This window comes from Oceanimonas sp. MB9, from assembly GCF_011319775.1.
GTDB classification, from domain to species: Bacteria; Pseudomonadota; Gammaproteobacteria; order Enterobacterales; family Aeromonadaceae; genus Oceanimonas; species Oceanimonas doudoroffii.
Window position 1 is genome coordinate 329042 of record NZ_VFBE01000009.1, and the last position, 16758, is coordinate 345799.

At 60.8% G+C, this 16758-nt stretch carries 14 protein-coding genes; 9 read left to right on the forward strand and 5 right to left on the reverse strand.

Going from position 1 to position 16758, the window contains the following annotated elements; all coding sequences use genetic code 11:
* Positions 1 to 14 precede the first annotated feature (14 nt).
* The gene (locus OJHNALOF_RS12935) at positions 15 to 1034 is read left to right on the forward strand and encodes an amino acid ABC transporter substrate-binding protein (RefSeq protein ID WP_165662271.1); all 1020 of its coding nucleotides are present in this window, start codon (positions 15 to 17) and stop codon (positions 1032 to 1034) included.
* 12 nt (positions 1035 to 1046) lie between these two features.
* Positions 1047 to 2726: a diguanylate cyclase domain-containing protein gene (locus OJHNALOF_RS12940; RefSeq protein WP_370462325.1), complete on the forward strand. Its 1680-nt coding sequence runs from the start codon at positions 1047 to 1049 to the stop codon at positions 2724 to 2726.
* 13 nt (positions 2727 to 2739) lie between these two features.
* Here OJHNALOF_RS12940 and OJHNALOF_RS12945 read toward each other — a convergent pair whose 3' ends face one another.
* Complete coding sequence (locus OJHNALOF_RS12945) at positions 2740 to 4242, reverse strand: Na+/H+ antiporter NhaC family protein (protein ID WP_165662272.1); 1503 nt, start codon at positions 4240 to 4242, stop codon at positions 2740 to 2742.
* A gap of 212 nt (positions 4243 to 4454) precedes the next feature.
* Entirely contained in the window at positions 4455 to 4781 is a 327-nt protein-coding gene (locus tag OJHNALOF_RS12950) for a pyrimidine/purine nucleoside phosphorylase (protein ID WP_094198798.1), read from the reverse strand.
* Between the two features lie 139 nt (positions 4782 to 4920).
* Between OJHNALOF_RS12950 and ovoA the strand changes: the two genes are divergently transcribed.
* Positions 4921 to 7041, forward strand: coding sequence for a 5-histidylcysteine sulfoxide synthase (gene ovoA, locus OJHNALOF_RS12955; protein WP_165662273.1), 2121 nt, complete (start codon positions 4921 to 4923; stop codon positions 7039 to 7041).
* Between the two features lie 187 nt (positions 7042 to 7228).
* Here ovoA and OJHNALOF_RS12960 read toward each other — a convergent pair whose 3' ends face one another.
* The 3 genes from OJHNALOF_RS12960 to OJHNALOF_RS12970 form a co-directional block, all read right to left on the reverse strand.
* Entirely contained in the window at positions 7229 to 7597 is a 369-nt protein-coding gene (locus OJHNALOF_RS12960; protein WP_165662274.1) for a cupin domain-containing protein, read from the reverse strand.
* Between the two features lie 365 nt (positions 7598 to 7962).
* Complete coding sequence (locus OJHNALOF_RS12965) at positions 7963 to 9372, reverse strand: uracil-xanthine permease family protein (protein WP_094198801.1); 1410 nt, start codon at positions 9370 to 9372, stop codon at positions 7963 to 7965.
* A gap of 271 nt (positions 9373 to 9643) precedes the next feature.
* The gene (locus OJHNALOF_RS12970) at positions 9644 to 10456 is read right to left on the reverse strand and encodes a pyruvate, water dikinase regulatory protein (protein ID WP_094198802.1); all 813 of its coding nucleotides are present in this window, start codon (positions 10454 to 10456) and stop codon (positions 9644 to 9646) included.
* Positions 10457 to 10637: 181 nt separating this feature from the next.
* Between OJHNALOF_RS12970 and ppsA the strand changes: the two genes are divergently transcribed.
* From ppsA to OJHNALOF_RS13000, 6 genes are all read left to right on the forward strand, one after another.
* The gene (gene ppsA / locus OJHNALOF_RS12975) at positions 10638 to 13013 is read left to right on the forward strand and encodes a phosphoenolpyruvate synthase (RefSeq protein WP_094198803.1); all 2376 of its coding nucleotides are present in this window, start codon (positions 10638 to 10640) and stop codon (positions 13011 to 13013) included.
* A gap of 161 nt (positions 13014 to 13174) precedes the next feature.
* Entirely contained in the window at positions 13175 to 13870 is a 696-nt protein-coding gene (gene queC / locus OJHNALOF_RS12980) for a 7-cyano-7-deazaguanine synthase QueC (RefSeq protein ID WP_094198804.1), read from the forward strand.
* A complete protein-coding gene (queD, locus tag OJHNALOF_RS12985; RefSeq protein ID WP_094198805.1) occupies positions 13870 to 14226 on the forward strand; it encodes a 6-carboxytetrahydropterin synthase QueD in 357 nt (118 codons plus the stop codon). Before queC ends, queD begins: the two co-directional genes overlap by 1 nt.
* Positions 14223 to 14939 (forward strand): 7-carboxy-7-deazaguanine synthase QueE, encoded by a 717-nt coding sequence (gene queE, locus OJHNALOF_RS12990; protein WP_094198806.1) that lies wholly within the window; start codon positions 14223 to 14225, stop codon positions 14937 to 14939. Before queD ends, queE begins: the two co-directional genes overlap by 4 nt.
* Positions 14940 to 15089: 150 nt before the next feature.
* Positions 15090 to 15896: a MetQ/NlpA family ABC transporter substrate-binding protein gene (locus OJHNALOF_RS12995; RefSeq protein WP_094198807.1), complete on the forward strand. Its 807-nt coding sequence runs from the start codon at positions 15090 to 15092 to the stop codon at positions 15894 to 15896.
* Complete coding sequence (locus OJHNALOF_RS13000) at positions 15889 to 16743, forward strand: alpha/beta fold hydrolase (RefSeq protein WP_094198808.1); 855 nt, start codon at positions 15889 to 15891, stop codon at positions 16741 to 16743. The genes OJHNALOF_RS12995 and OJHNALOF_RS13000 overlap by 8 nt, the downstream gene beginning before the upstream one ends.
* Positions 16744 to 16758 lie beyond the last annotated feature (15 nt).

Sequence of the window (16758 nt, forward strand, 5' to 3'; positions counted from 1 at the left end):
ACAAGGATGTGAATATGCCGGCTCAACGACGGGGTAACCCGCTTCTTGCACTGCTATTGCTTGCCTTTATGCTGACCGGCCTGTCGGCTCGGGCCGAGACCCTGCCCCAGGTCATGAATCATGGTGACATTCGGTGCGGGGTCTTTCCCGATGATCCCGGACGCAGCGCCATTGACGAAAACGGCGTCTGGCGCGGTTTTTATGTCGACTTTTGCCGAGCCACCGCCGCCGCCCTGTTTGGCGACCCAACCCGAGTGCAGTTTGTGGAGGTGGATGCCACCAGCCGTTTTTCCACCCTGGAACACAGGCGCAGCGATGTGGTGATGTACAGCGCCACCTGGACCCTGGGGCGGGAAGATCATTACCGGGTGGCCTTTCCCGCCATCTATCTCTTCGACGGCCAGGGGCTGATGGTACGCCGAAGCTCGGGCATCACCGCGCTGGCGGATCTTCAGGGCAAAACCATTTGCGTGACCGAAAACACCACTACTCACAGCCACCTGCTCAGCCTGCTGGAACGGGATCAGATCCATGCCCAGGTGCTGTTTTCCAATGGCGACAGTTTTTTTCGGGGGCACTGTGACGCCTATACCGCCGACCGCATCAACCTGGCCATCAACCGGGCGCACCGGGCCGACAACCCCGATGAGTATTACATTTTACCCGAACTGCTCTCTCGGGAGCCCATCAGCCCCATGGTCAGAAATGATGATGACCGCTGGGTGCGGGTGATCCGCTCCGTGGTGCACGCGCTGATCCTGGCCGATGACAAGGGCATCACCCAGGCCAGTGTGGAAGCGGTGCGCCGCCAGAGCACCGACACCGAAGTGCAAAACCTGCTGGGCGTGAGCGGCAATGTAGGGGAGAGGCTGGGGTTGCCCGCCGACTGGGCTTATCAGGCCATTCGCAGCGTGGGTAATTACAGTGAAATTTATCAGCGCCACTTCGGGCCGGGCACGCCGGTCAACGTGGCACCGGGACTGAACCAGCCCTGGTCCAGGGGGGGGCTGCTGTATGCGCCCCTGTTTCGGTAAGCGGCCGCACTCGTGAGCCGGACTCGAAAGGGCAGGGTGCACCAGAGCCTGGGACGGCGCCTCAGCCTGGTGATCATGCTGGTCTTCAGCCTTTATCTGTTGTCGGCGTCGCTGTTTGCCTATGTAATCTATCACCAGTACACCGTACTGGTGGGAACCCTGGGCAGCCATTTCGAACGCGCCATGATCGCCGCCGAGCTGACCCGGGATGCGGAGTCCATCGCCGCCGAGGTCTATGAACTGCTGGTGGGCAATGACAGATCCATCAGTGCCGGCAACCGCCGGGTGGATAACCTGGCCCAGATTTACCAGGCCACCCGCAAACGGCTGGAACCGTTGTCTGAGGCCGATACCCAGGCCCTGGATCGCTGGCAGACGCCGTTTTTCAGCAGTCTGGATCGCCTCAACGAGCGCCTGCGCGCCGAGCAGGAGCTGCAGGCGACCCAGTTTCAGCGGGTGGACATGCTGTTCCTGTTGCTGCAGCGGGTGTCGACGCTGGAGCAGGGCGAGGCCTTGCCGGGGGCGGAGCGGCGTTTTGTCGGCCAGGCCCTGGCGGGGCTGGGTTACGCCGCCGCTGCCCTCAGCGCCGAGCGTCCCGGCCATATCGCCCGGCTGACCCGCTATTGCCGTCAGCAAATGCAGGAAATGATGGCATTGCCGCTCACCCACCCCGACTTTATTGCCCTGCGGGAGCAGCTCGCCCAGGAGCTGCCGGACGTCTTTGCCAGCCGTTCACCGCTGCTGCGCCATGGCCGCGCCACCCTGGCCACGGCGCGACAAACTCGCGTGCTGGCGCAGAAGCTCACCAGCGCCACCTTTGGTTATCACCAGCGGCTCAAAGTATCGGCCGGGGAGGCCCTGCAGCAACAAAAGGCACTGATGCACCGTTCCCTGGCGGGGTTGTTGTCCGCGTCACTGGTGCTGGTGCTGATCACCCTGGGGGCCCTGTTTTACATTCGCCGGGTCATTATTCAGCGCATCAATCGTCTCAGCCGGGCCATGCAGGCCCATTGGCAGGGGGAGGGGCCGCCCATTCCCACCGACGGCGATGATGAAATCAGCCGTATGGGAGGGACCTTTGAGGCCTTTGTGCGGGCCCGGCAAAGTGCGGAGCAAAAACTGGCTCTGGCCAACCGTGAACTGCAACAGATGAACCTGTCGCTGCATCGCCTGAGCGAGCTGGACGAACTCACCCAGATTGCCAACCGGCGCTGTTTTGACCGGCATTTTCAGGCCGAATGGCGGCGGGCTCAGCGCGAGAAGCGCTCGCTGGCATTGATCATGGGGGATGTGGACGACTTCAAGCGATACAACGATGAATACGGCCATCAGTGCGGCGACGAGTGCCTGCACCGGGTGGCCCAGGCGCTGGCCGGGCGGCTGCACCGGGAAGGCGACATGGTGGCCCGCTATGGCGGCGAGGAGTTTATTGTCTTGCTGCCGGGGCTGAGCAGGGAGCAGGCCCGGCAGGTGGCCGAACAGTTACTGACGACGGTGCGGGAGCTGAATATTCCCCACCGGCAGTCGGTGCATGGCCGGGTGACCCTGAGCCTGGGCGTGGCGGCCTGTGTGCCACGCCCGGATGCGCGCTTTGAAACCCTGGTGGGGGAGGCGGATCGGGCGCTGTATCGGGCCAAGGAGCAGGGGCGCAACCGGCTCAGCGTGCGGCCGCATGACGACGCGGCCGGCTGACCGGCCCCGAGATTCAGGCCGGCTGGGCCTGCAGCTGACGCTGGCGCCGGGCCAGCAGGGTCACCAGCAGTAGCTGAACGACAATGGCTCCGGCGAGGATCAGCGGGCTGGCACTGAACCCGGCGAGCACGAAGCCGCTCAGGGCAATGCCGCCGTTGAGCAGGGCGTAGGGCAGCTGGGTGCGGAAGTGTTCAAACTGATCACAGCCCGAGCCGGTGGACGACAATATGGTGGTTTCCGAAATCGGCGAGCAGTGATCGCCAAACAGGCCCCCCGACAGCACGGCACCGATGCAGGCATAGAGCGGCGCGTCGATGGCGATGGCGGTGGGAATCACCAGCGGCAGCATGATGGCGAAGGTGCCCCAGGACGAGCCGGTGGCAAAGGAGATGATGGCCGACAGCAAAAATGCCACCGCCGGCACCAGCCAGGCAGGGAAACCGGCCTGGGCCTGCTCGGCGATGTAGGCGGCGGCGCCCAGTTCCTTGCCTACGCTGCTCAGGGTCCAGGCCAGGATAAGCACAATGGCCACCTGCATCATGTTGCCCATGCCCTTGAGGTAGACGGCAATGCCATCGCTGACCCGGCGCACGCCATGCACTGCCATCAGCACGATCAGGGTGGCGGCGGCGGAGAAGTAGGCGGTGGACAGGGCGGCACGGAATACCGATCCCGATACCTTTTCAAAGGGAAAGCCGAGCGGCCCCAGCATGGCCAGCAACACCGCCCCCATTACCAGCAGCGGCGCCCAGACAAAGCTGGCGCGGGCATTGTCGTGGGTAAAGGGCTGCAGTTCATGCAGGGGGCCAGCGGCAATTTCCCCGCGCAGGGCGGCGCGCTCGGCCTCGGCCATGGGGCCGAAGTCCAGCTTTCTCAGCGCGATCAGCGGCACCAGGGTGACCGCCAGCACGGCGTAAAACTGAAACGGTATGGCGGCAATAAAGGCCTGCCAGTCGCTCAGATCCAGCTCAAGGGCGGTAAATTCCTTTTGCAGCAGGCCCATGATGTATACGCCCCAGCCGATAAAAGGCACCAGTATGGCCACCGGCGAGGCGGTGGAGTCGATGATAAAGGCCAGCTTCTGGCGGGACACCTTCAGCTTGTCAAACAACGGCCGGAATACCGGGCCGACGATCAGCGGCGTGCCCAGATCCGAGAAAAAGATAACGATGCCGCCCAGCCAGGCGGACAACTGGGCCCGGCACTTGCTGCTGACCCAGTGGGTAACCCGGCGGGCAAAGGCCTGGCCGCCGCCGGACTGTTCCATCAACGCCACAAAGCCGCCGATAAACACCAGCAGTACCAGCACGCCGGCGTTATAACTGTCGGTAAGCTGGGCCACCAGGTGATCCTTGACCAGAATGCCAAAGGTGTCGAGGGGATGCAGCCAGTCGTTGAGCATGATCACGCCGCTGAGCACGCCGGCAAACAGGCCGATAACCACGTTACGGGTGGTGAGCGAGAGCAGCAGGGTCAGAAAAATGGGGATCAGCGAACTGATATGCGGACTTTCCATTGAAGCGGGTTCCTGTACGGCATTGGCCCGGTGCGGCCACAACAAAACGAGGGGCGGACTGTAAACAAGGCGAACGGAAGGCGCAAGGCGAAGGAAAGCGTTAGGTGAATTTTTTATCGGAAAAAGTGGTTTTATTTAGGGTGTAAGGCCAAAAGCAGGCATTTTGGTGCATATTTATTCCAAGTGGCGGCGGTTTCCCGCCGCCTCGCCGCTTACTTGAAGTAGGAGCAGCAGTAGTCCACCAGGCTGTGGATTTTGAGGTTGAAGCTGGCATTGGCGGGCACCTCAAAGGACTGGCCGCCCTGAATACGCTGCCACTGATCGCTGCCCGGCAGCTGAACTTCCAGATCGCCGGCGGTGATTTCCATCAGCTCGGCGGCATCGGTACCAAAGGTGTATTCACCCGGCAGCATGATGCCCAGGGTCTTGTGGCTGCCATCGGCAAACTTCACCACCCGGCTGGTGACCTTGCCGTCGTGGTAGACATTGGCCTGCTTGACCACGGAGACGTTGTCGAACTGAGTATCGGCGTGAGACATGTTACTTCCTGTAGCTGTGTTGAGAGGGGATTGGTTATAGCACAACCCCGGGCGCCGTAAAATGCCCTTGACCCAGACATCCCGGCCTTCTCATTTTCCCTGCGTCAAGGTAACGTAATCAAAAAATGTGAACAGGGACATGTTTATGCGCACCTTGGCAGACGCCGTCACTCGAACCCCGCTGCTCACCGGCACGGAGCCGGGGCAAAAGCGGGAAGAAATCCGCCGTTATTTTCACCATACCTTCAGCCTTTATGAGGCGCTGTTTGACTGCATCGCCACCGAGCAGGCCTATTATTCCCGTCCCGAGCCGCTGCGCCACCCGCTGATTTTCTATTTTGGCCACACCGCGGTGTTTTTTATCAACAAGCTGGTGCTGGGCAAATACCTGCCGGCGCGCATCGACGAGCGGCTGGAGTCCATGTTTGCCATTGGCGTGGACGAAATGTCCTGGGACGATCTCAACGACGCCCACTACGACTGGCCCGGCCTGGCCCACACTCGGGACTACCGCAAGCGGGTGCGCGAGACCGTGGATGCCTTTATCAGCAACATGCCCCTGACCCTGCCAATCAGGCCCGACAGCGCCGCCTGGATGGTGCTGATGGGTATTGAGCACGAGCGCATTCATCTGGAAACCTCCTCGGTGATCATGCGCATGCTGCCGCTGACGCAGCTGAACGTCCACCCGTTGTGGACGGCCTGCGGCGACACCGGCCCGGCACCGCAAAACGCCCTGCTGCCGGTGGACGGCGACACCATCACCCTGGGCAAACCGGCCTCGGTGGCCACCTATGGCTGGGACAACGAGTACGGCAGCAAGACCGTGGAGGTGCAGCCCTACCGGGTCTCGCAGTTCCTGGTGTCCAACGGCGAATACCTTGAGTTTGTGCGCGCCTGTGGTTACCAAAAACCCGAATACTGGACCGAGGAAGGGCGCCAGTGGCTGGGCTTTACTCAGGCCCGCATGCCCCGCTTCTGGCTTGAGCGTAACGGCGCATACTGGCAGCGTAACCTGCTGGAAGAAGTGCCGCTGCCGCTGGACTGGCCGGTGGAGGTGAACTACCTCGAGGCCAAGGCCTTCTGTCACTGGAAGGCGACGCAAACCGGCACTCACATTCGCCTGCCCACCGAGGCGGAGTGGACCCTGCTGCGCAATCGCATCGACGTGGATCAGACCGACTGGACGCGGGCGCCGGGCAACCTCAACCTGGAGCATTACGCCTCGTCCTGCCCGGTGAACCGCTTTGAGCAGGATGGCATCTTTGATATTACCGGCAACGTCTGGCAATGGACCGAAACCCCCATCGACGGCTTTCCCGGTTTTGAGGTGCACCCTTTGTATGACGACTTTTCCACCCCCACCTTTGACAACCGGCACAACCTGTTCAAGGGCGGCTCCTGGATCTCCACCGGCAATGAGGCCACCCGTTATTCCCGCTATGCCTTTCGCCGGCATTTTTTTCAGCATGCCGGCTTTCGTTATATTGAATCCGACAACCCCGAGGTCCCCGTGGAACCCGTAAACACCTATGAAACCGACGAGCTGGTGGCCCAGTACCTGGAATTTCACTATGGCGACGGCTACTTCGGCGTGGCCAATTATCCGGTGGCCTGCGTCAATGCACTGTTGGCCCACCTGCCCGATGTGCACCGGGGCAGGGCGCTGGATCTGGGCTGCTCGGTGGGGCGCGCCAGCTTTGAGCTGGCACGTCACTTCGACCGGGTGGATGGCATCGACTTTTCCGCCCGCTTTATTCAGCATGGCGTTCAGCTGCAGGAAAGCGGCCAGACCCGCTTTGCCATTCCCACCGAGGGCGAGCTGGTGGAATTCAGGGAAGCCGGCCTCGAACAAATGGGCTATGCCGGCGTGGCGAGCCGCATCGAATTTGTACAGGGTGATGCACACAATCTGAAGCCCCAATTTGCCGGCTACGACCTCATTTTTTGCGGTAATCTGATAGACCGGCTGTACGATCCGGCGGCCTTTCTGGCTCAGGTGCATGCGCGCCTCAACGCCGGTGGCTGCCTGGTGCTGACCTCGCCCTATACCTGGCTGGATACATATACTCCCAGGGCCAAGTGGCTGGGTGGCATCAAGGTCAACGGCGAGAACTTTACCACCCTGGACGGCCTGAAGCGGGAGCTGGGCGAGCGCTTTGAACTGGTGGCCCGGCAGGACATTCCCTTTGTGATTCGGGAAACCCGACGCAAGTTTCAGCACACCCTGGCCGAAATGACGGTCTGGAAGCTGAAATAAGCGGTTACTTCATCAAGGAGTCGGTGAGGGGTGACGAACATCATCCCTCACTCTTTTCAGGCGTCTTTCAAGATAGTTGTCGCCTGTTTATTTTTGGCCGCGTTTTCTGGGGCTGTCTCTTGGCGCTGAGGGGGCAGCGCAACATGACCCGATGACGTTAGCACAATTCACTCGGCGCCGGGGGGGCTCACAGACCGTCAAGATGGGCCGCGGAGACAAAGATTTTTTTGGCGTATTCTTCGACCACCCAGGTAACACGGGTCCCCTTGGGCACAACAAAGGAGTCGCCCTTGTTGTACACATGGGTCACACCGCTGTCTTCCTCGATGATCTTGACGCTGCCTTCGACGATATGACAGAACTCGAGTTTGGGGTGGTTATGTTCCCAACTGCCGGCGGTACAGTCCCAGGTTCCCGCCTTGAAATTGCCCGAGCTGTGATCAAAATAGGTCACATTGCTGGCAAACGGCTCGCCGGATTTGGGGTTTGTTTTTGGCCCCGAGGTGCGTGATACCGGTTCGGACTTTTCAAGGGTGACCACGTTTTCAACAGGCATGCTTCTTCTCCGTATATCCGTATATGACAAGAATGGTGTGACGCCGTATCCCCACGGCATGTGGAGGAATAGGTAGCCGAAGCGTCTGCCCCGGCACAGAAGCCGGGGGTTGCTACCCGCGAGGAGCCGGCCGGGAAATATAGTGTGGCATATGCGCGTACATGGCAAGCCTGTGCAGCTGACGCCTGCCTGTTGTAATCGTCACCGGACTGCCTTAACCGAAGCCGCGTTAACACCTCGAAAGCGGCAAACGTCCGGGCCTCAGCCTGCGGGCGGTCTGCACTTTGTGTCAGACAAAAAAGCCGGTCGCAAGACCGGCTTTTTTATCACTGTGGATGTTCATCCTTGCCCGAGGGCTTACCCTTTCAATGGCTGGCGTTGGCTTCGCGCAGTTGGGTGTTGTCGTCGGACTGTTCCGAGCCCTGGTTCATCTGGCGTTCGATTTCCTCACGCTCGCGGGCTTCGTCCTGCAGCGACTTTCTCGGCAGCAGCATGTTCAGAATAAAGGCCACGGAAGCCGCCACTATTACCGGTGAGCCGATCAGCATGCGGGCGGTGTCACCCAGCTGGGCAATGGCTTCGGGCACGGCATTAATGCCCATGGCCAGGGCCACGGCCAGGGCCACTATGGTGACGTTGCGGGAAGACAGCTCGTCTTTCACCAGCAGCTGAATACCGGTCATGGTGATCATGCCGAACACGATAATGGTGGCACCACCCAGCACCGGGTAGGGAATGGTGGTCATGGCGGCACCAAACTTGGGCAGCAGACCGGCAATAACCAGGAACACGGCGGCAATGCCCAGCACGTAACGGCTGATCACCTTGGTCATGGCCACAATGCCCACATTCTGGCTGAAGGAGGCGGTGGGCAGGCCACCAAAGATGGAGCCAACCAGGGTGCACAGGCCGTTGCCGAGCAGGCCGCCGGACAGCTCCTTGTCTTCCAGCTCCCGGTTCATGCCGCCCACGGTAGTGGCGGACAGATCACCAATGGTTTGTACCGAGTTGACGATACAGATCACCACCATGGAGATCACCGCGGAAGTGTGGAACTCAATGCCCACGGCAAAGGGCGTGGGAATCATCACCCAGGGGGCGGCGTCCAGCTTGCTGAAGTCCACCATGCCAAAGAAGAAGGAGATGGCGTAGCCCACCAGAATGCCGACAATAATGGCGGCCAGGCGCAGGTAGCCCTTGCCGAACTGGGAACACAGCAGCACCACGGCCAGGGTGGTGATGCCCACCAGCCAGTTTTGCGCGCTGCCAAAGCCCTCGGCGGCCACATTGCCGCTGCCGGCCATGTACTTGATGGCGATGTCATACAGGGACAGGCCGATCACCAGCACCACGGTGCCGGCGACCACGGGCGGAAACAGGTGACGAATTTGCTTGATGAACAGACCCACCACCAGCATGGCGATACCACCGGCGATCTGGGCGCCGAAGATGCCGGGCAGGCCATAGACACTGCCAATGGCGATCAGGGAAGGGACATAGGCGAAGCCCACACCAAAAATGGTGGGCACGCCGGCGCCGAAACGGCCGACGGGGAACAACTGCAGCAGGGTGGACAGACCCGAGAACAGCAGGGCGATTTGCACCAGCATCATGGTTTCCTGGGCGTTGGCACCGGCCACACCCGCCACGATGAGCGGCGGCGTCACTGCGCCCATGATCATTGCCAGGATATGCTGGAAGGAGAGCGGCAGCGCTTTACCGAAAGACGGTTTGCCGTAGTAATCGAATACCGATTTGCTTTGGCTGTGTTTCATTGCAATAAGTCCCTGAGGGTTGCTCAAGTAAGTTGTTGTTCACTGTCCGCCATCGTTATCTGGTTATATTAAGGCTGACAGAACCACACCGCAGTGTACGAGCCGGTTGACTCATTTTGTGTCCAACTTCAGGGGTGGTTGACCCCGTGGTTAATCACGGGGATCAATGTATACATTTTTGTAAACACCAAATCAATATTTTGTTCATATTTGTCGAGTGTATCGCGCTCCGGCTCGCAGTTTTTTGTTCTGTCTTGTTGTTGATACTGTATTAGTAAATTTTGCGACGTATGCCGGTGCGCTCCAGGATCTTCACCGAGATCTCTTCCACCGAGTGAAATGTAGTGTCGATAAAGGGAATGGCTTCCATGCGAAACAGTCGCTCCACCTGGCCCAGCTCGAACCGGCACTGATCAATGTCGGCATAGCGGCTGTCTGCCCGGCGGCGCTGGCGAATTTCCTGCAGCCGGTTGGCGTCTATGGTGAGTCCGAACAGCTTGTGCCGGTTGGCCTTGAGCGCGGCGGGCAGGTTCATCTGCTTCATGTCCTGATCGATAAAGGGATAGTTGGCCACGCGAATGCCGAACTGCAGCGCCAGATAGAGGCTGGTGGGGGTCTTGCCGCAGCGGGACACGCCCACCAGTATGATGTCGGCCTCGTCATATTCCTTGGTGGTCACGCCGTCGTCGTTGTCGAGGGCGTAGTTCACCGCATCGATGCGCAGATCATAGTTGTGCTTGTTGGCGATGCTGTGGGAGCGGTGGGCGCGGGGCTCGGCCTTGACCCCCAGCTGCTGTTCAATGGGGGCCACAAAGGTGTTGAGAAAGTCGTAGCACATGGCCTCGCTGCCGGTGATGATGCTGCGCAGCTCGTCGTCGACAATAGTGTGAAACACCAGGGGGCGCTTGCCGCTCTGGTGAAAGCTGTTGTTGATGCGTTCCCGCACCGCCCGGGCCTTTTCCTTGTCTTCCACAAAGGGAAAGGTAAGTTGCTCAAAGGGCAGGGGAAACTGACTCAGCACGGCATGGCCGAACACTTCGGCTGTGATCGCCGTCCCATCAGAAACATAAAAAACCGTGTGCACAGGGCCTCCAGATCTCACTTTCGAGTATTGAAGCGGGCGGGGCGTTTACCCGCTTTTCGGCGCCATTGTAGAATCATTTCCAGTGCGGGCGCACCACACAATAACAACATCAGGTGGCCTGCCTTCACACCGAAATCAAGAGATACGGATATCCCGAAACAACTTTTGTGGAGACGTGGCAGTGCAGGAATATGTGATTTGGTACGAACAGCTCGGTATGAACGACGTGGACCGGGTTGGCGGCAAGAATGCCTCACTGGGCGAAATGATCAGTCAGCTGGCCGGCGCCGGAGTATCGGTACCCGGTGGCTTTGCGACCACCGCCTTTGCCTTTAACGAATTTCTCGAGCAGAGCGGGTTGAACGATCGTATTCACGATCTGCTCGACAAGCTCGACGTGGACAACATCGCCGCCCTCGGCGAGGCCGGCAAGACCATTCGCCAGTGGGTGATTGACACCCCCTTCCAGCCCGAGCTGGAGGCGGCCATTCGCGAGTCTTATGAAGATCTCGCCGGCAAGGCCGGTGATGAAGCCTCCTTTGCGGTGCGCTCCTCGGCTACCGCCGAAGACATGCCCGACGCCTCTTTTGCCGGCCAGCAGGAAACCTTCCTCAACGTGCGCGGCCTGGATGCGGTGCGGGAAGCCGTCAAGCACGTGTTTGCCTCCCTGTTCAACGACCGTGCCATTTCCTACCGGGTGCACCAGGGCTACGACCACAAGGGCGTGGCACTGTCGGCAGGCATTCAGCGCATGGTACGTTCCGACATCGCGTCCTCGGGCGTGATGTTTACCCTGGACACCGAGTCCGGCTTTGATCAGGTGGTGTTCGTGACGTCCGCCTGGGGCCTGGGTGAAATGGTGGTGCAGGGTGCGGTTAACCCGGACGAATTCTACGTGCACAAGCCCACCCTGAAAGCCGGCCGTCCGGCGGTGGTGCGCAAGACCCTGGGTTCCAAGCTGCAGAAAATGATCTACGCCAATGCCCAGGAGCTGGGCAAGCAGGTGGATATCAAGGAAACCAGCCGGGAAGAGCGCCGTCAGTTCTCGCTGTCCAACGACGAGGTGATGGAGCTGTCCAAGCAGGCCATGATCATCGAAAAGCACTACGGCCGCCCCATGGACATCGAGTGGGCCAAGGACGGTGTAGACGGCAAGCTTTACATCGTGCAGGCTCGCCCGGAAACCGTGCGCAGCCGCCAGGACGCCAATGTGCTGGAGCGCTTTGCCCTGAGCCAGAAAGGCGAGGTCATTGCCGAAGGCCGGGCCATCGGCCACAAGATTGGTGCCGGTACCGCCAAGGTCATCGACTCCATCGATCAGATGGACGAAATCAAGGCCGGCGACGTGCTGGTGACCGACATGACCGATCCAGACTGGGAACCGATCATGAAGCGGGCCGCCGCCATCGTCACCAACCGGGGTGGACGTACCTGTCATGCCGCTATTATTGCCCGTGAGCTTGGCATTCCCGCCGTGGTGGGCTGCGGCAACGCCACCGAGCTGGTGCAGGACGGCCAGCAGGTGACCGTATCCTGTGCCGAGGGCGATACCGGCTACATCTATGACGGCAAGCTGGACTTCAGCGTCAACACCTCGGAAGTCGGCTCCATGCCTGCCTCGCCGGTAAAGGTGATGATGAACGTGGGCAACCCGGACCGGGCCTTTGACTTTGCACAATTGCCCAACGCCGGCGTAGGCCTGGCGCGGCTGGAGTTTATCATCAACCGCATGATCGGCGTGCACCCCAAGGCGCTGCTCAACTACGACACTCAAAGCCCCGAGCTCAAGCTCAAGATCGATGAGATCATCGCCGGCTACGACAGCCCGCGGGAGTTCTTCGTGGCCAAGCTGACCGAAGGCATCGCCACCTTGGCTGCCGCCTTCTGGCCGGAGCGAGTGATCGTGCGCATGTCCGACTTCAAGTCGAACGAATACGCCAACCTGCTCGGCGGCGACGCCTACGAGCCGGACGAGGAAAACCCCATGCTGGGCTTCCGCGGTGCGTCCCGTTACATCTCCAACGATTTCCAGGACTGCTTTGCCATGGAATGCGAGGCGATGAAGCGGGTGCGGGGCGAGATGGGCCTGACCAACGTCGAGATCATGATTCCCTTTGTGCGCACCCTGAACGAAGCCGCGTCCGTTATCGACATTCTCGGTGAGAACGGCCTCAAGCGTGGCGAAAACGGCCTCAAGGTGATCATGATGTGCGAGCTGCCGTCCAACGCCCTGCTGGCGGACAAGTTCCTGGCTCACTTTGACGGCTTCTCCATCGGCTCCAACGACATGACTCAGCTCACTCTGGGGCTGGATCGGGACTCCGGCCTGGTGGCGGGCTCCTTTGATGAGCGCGACGAGGCGGTGAAAACCCTGCTGGCCATGGCCATTCAGGCCGCCCGCAAGGCCGGCAAGTACGTGGGCATCTGCGGCCAGGGGCCGTCGGATCACGCCGACTTTGCCGCCTGGCTGGTGGAGCAGGGCATTGATTCCGTGTCCCTGAACCCGGACACCGTCATCGACACCTGGTTGTACCTGGCAGAACAGGCCAAGCACTAATCCTTGCATTGGATTCAAAGGGCGCCTCGGCGCCCTTTTCTGTTTTTGGCGCCCATTGAAACTATCTTCGAATAAAACTAGACATGTGTTAGCGGGCCGTTAAAATGGCCTCCGCTTTTAACCCGGTCGCAGCCTACCCGGACAAAACAAGGACACAATCTATGAAAGCACTGCTGATCTGCTCCGGCGGATTCGACTCCGTCACGCTCGCCTACCGGCTGGCGGCGAACAACGCCCTTGGCGCCCTGCTGACCTTTGATTACGGCCAGCGCCACAAAAAAGAAATCGACGCCGCTCACTTGTGTGCCGAACGTCTCAATGTGCCTCATCTGGTGATGGACATCGGTCATATCGGTCGTCAGCTCTCCGGCTCGGCACTGACCGACGACATCGACGTGCCCCACGGCCACTACAGCGAAGAAAACATGAAGGTGACCGTGGTGCCTAACCGCAACGCCATCATGCTCACCATCGCCTTTGGCGTGGCCGCCGCCCGAGGCCTCGATACCGTGGCGCTGGCGGTGCACGGCGGCGATCACTTTATCTACCCTGACTGTCGTCCCGACTTTATTCGCCTGTTTGGCGAAATGCAGGCCCGGGCCCTGGACGGCGTGGCCGAGGTGGCGTTGCTGGCGCCCTATGTCGATGCCGACAAGACCGAGATTGCCCGGGATGCGGCCCGTTTTCAGGTACCGGTGGCCGACACCTGGTCCTGCTACGAAGGGGGGGACATTCACTGTGGCCGCTGCGGCACCTGTGTGGAGCGCATCGAGGCCATGGCCCTGGCCGGCGTGACCGACACCACCTCCTATAAAGATGAAGCATACTGGCGCGATGCGGTGGCGAGGGTGAAGTAATGTATACCATCAAAAAAGAGTTTCATTTCTCCGCCTCGCACCAGCTCAAGCAAATGCCCGACTGGCACCCCTGCGCCCGGCTGCACGGCCACAACTATGTGGTGGTGATCGAGCTGCAAAGCGAGCGGCTCGATCAGTACGGCTTCGTGCGCGACTACCTCGAACTCAAGGCGTTCAAGGACTATATCGACGACCAGCTCGACCACCGTCACCTCAACGAGGTGCTGGGGGATGAGTGCACCACCGCCGAACGGCTGGCACGGCACCTGTATGAGTGGGCGCGGGAGCACTGGCCCGAGGTGAGCGCCGTGGCCGTGTCGGAAACCCCCAAGACCTGGGCGGAGTTCCGGCCATGATCGCCATCAGCGAAATCTTTGGCCCCACCATTCAGGGGGAAGGGGCGCTGACCGGCGTGCCCACGGTGTTTGTGCGCACCGGCGGCTGCGACTTTCGCTGCAGCTGGTGCGACACCCTGTATGCGGTAGAAGCCCGCTTCAAGGCCGACTGGACCCCGATGAGCGCCGAGGCGGTGCTGGCCGAGGTGGAGCGGCTGAGCGGCGGCCGCCCGCTGTTGATTACCCTCTCCGGGGGCAATCCGGCGCTGCAGCCCCTGGGGGATCTGCTGAGCCTGGGCCAGGCCAGGGGTTATACCTTTGCCATTGAAACTCAGGGCAGCAAGGCGCAGGACTGGTTTGCCCGGCTCGACCACCTGACCCTGAGCCCCAAGCCGCCTTCCGCCGGCATGGCTTTCAGCCAACGTCGGTTTGACGCCTGCCTCGCCGCCGCCGGGGTCAATACTCAGGTCACCCTCAAGCTGGTGATCGCCGACGAGGCCGACTACCGGTGGGCGAGGGACTTTGCCGCTCGGTACCCGCACCTGCCGCTTACCCTGCAACCCTGCAACCCGGCGCCGGCCACCCCCGATGAGCCGGCGCGGGAAACCGACCTCGACGCCCTGAATGCCAGGCTGCGCTGGCTGGTGGACAAGGTCACCGCCGACGGCTGGTTTGCGGCCAGAGTGCTGCCTCAGCTGCATGTGATCATCTGGAATAACGAACGGGGCGTGTAAGCCTTGCCGCCCCTGTACGGTCAGGGGCGTTCTTTGTTGTTATTCGCCTCGCGTTTTTACCGTAAACGCATTGCCTGTTTGAATCCGCTCGAATAGTATGGACGTCTAAACGTCTGTTATACACATTATTCAGGAATCACAGGAGTCGTCATGTCCCGCTTTTCCCGCGTCCTGCCGTGGCTGGCATTGTCATTGTGCTCGTTTCCCCTGCTGGCGGTCGACGAAGCCAAAAAGGAAATCGTTATCGGCACCACGGTGGGTGACTTCGCCGACATGGTCACCGAGTCGATCAAGCCCCAGCTTGAAGCCCTGGGCTATCGCGTCAAACTGGTGGAGTTTACCGATTATGTCATGCCCAACCTGGCCCTGGCAGAAGGCTCACTGGATGTTAACTGTTTTCAGCACAAGCCCTACCTGGATACCTTCAGTCAAAGCCGCGGCCTGACCCTGAGCCCCATCACCCAGGTGCCCACCGGCCCCATGGGGCTGTATGCGGGCAAGGCCGACTCGCTGGAACAGGTAAAGCAAGGCAGCACGGTCGCCATTCCCAACGATCCCACCAATCAGGCCCGGGCCCTGCTGATGCTGGAAGACATGGGCTGGATCACCCTGAAAAAAGACATAGATCCGCTCAAGGCCAGCGAATTTGATGTGGCGGACAACCCCAAAGGCATTAAGCTCATCATGCTGGAAGCGGCCCAGCTGCCGCGCTCGCGCCAGGATGTGGACTTCTCGGTGATCAACGGCAACTACGCCGCCTCCAGTGGCATTCCGTTCAGCGAAGGTCTCTTTCTGGAGCGCAGTTACGATTTTATCAACTGGGTGGTGGTGCGCAGCGAAGACAAGGACAAGGCCTTTGTGCAGGACGTGATTGAGGCCTATAACAGCGAGGCGTTCAAGGACTATGCCAGCAAACGCTTTGAAGGCTACAAGTACCCCGAATCCTGGCATGAATAAACCCAGAGAATTCCATATTGATGTGCATGGCCGCCGGCTGGCGGTGGTGGAGTGGGGCGACCCGAATGGCATCCCCCTGGTGGCCCTGCACGGCTGGCTGGACAACGCCGCTAGCTTTACCCCCCTGGCGCAGCGGTTGCCCGGTGTGCGGCTGATTGCCCCGGATCTGGCCGGTCATGGCCGCTCCGATCACCGGGCGCCGGGCCAGCCCTATTACATCTGGGACAATGTGGCCGATGTGCTGGCCCTGCTGGACGCCCTTGAGCTGAAACAGGTGGCATTGCTGGGCCATTCCATGGGGGCCAGCGTGGCCACCCTGTTCGCCGGCGCCTTTCCCGAGCGGGTCAGCCGGCTATTTTTGCTGGACGGTCTGGTTCCTCACGATTATGCCGCCGATACCCTGCCGGAACAGCTGGCCGCCGCTCTGGAAAAGGCCAAACGCCAGCGTCGCCGGGGGCCACGCTGCTATCCGGATTTTGAAAGCGCGGTGACGGCACGCATGAACAGCCGCTGGCCGGTCAGCCGGGAAGCGGCCCGGCTGTTGCTGGCCCGGGGCATGGAGCAAACCGCTGAAGGCTGGCTGTGGCGCCACGATGGCGCACTGGTGCTGCCCTCTGTGGTGCGGCTGTGCGAGGCGCAGATCACCGCCTTTGTGCGCCGGCTGAGCATGCCGGTATGGCTGATGATGGCAACGCAGGGCATTGGCATGGCACGGGTAGCGCCCTGGCTGGATCTGATCCCCGGGCTGGAGCTTGAGGTGCTTGACGGCGGCCATCACCTGCATATGGACGAACAGCCGGCGGCACTGATTGCCAACCGGCTGCTCGCAGGGCTGGACCGGGGCTGAGCCCCGGTGAGGCCG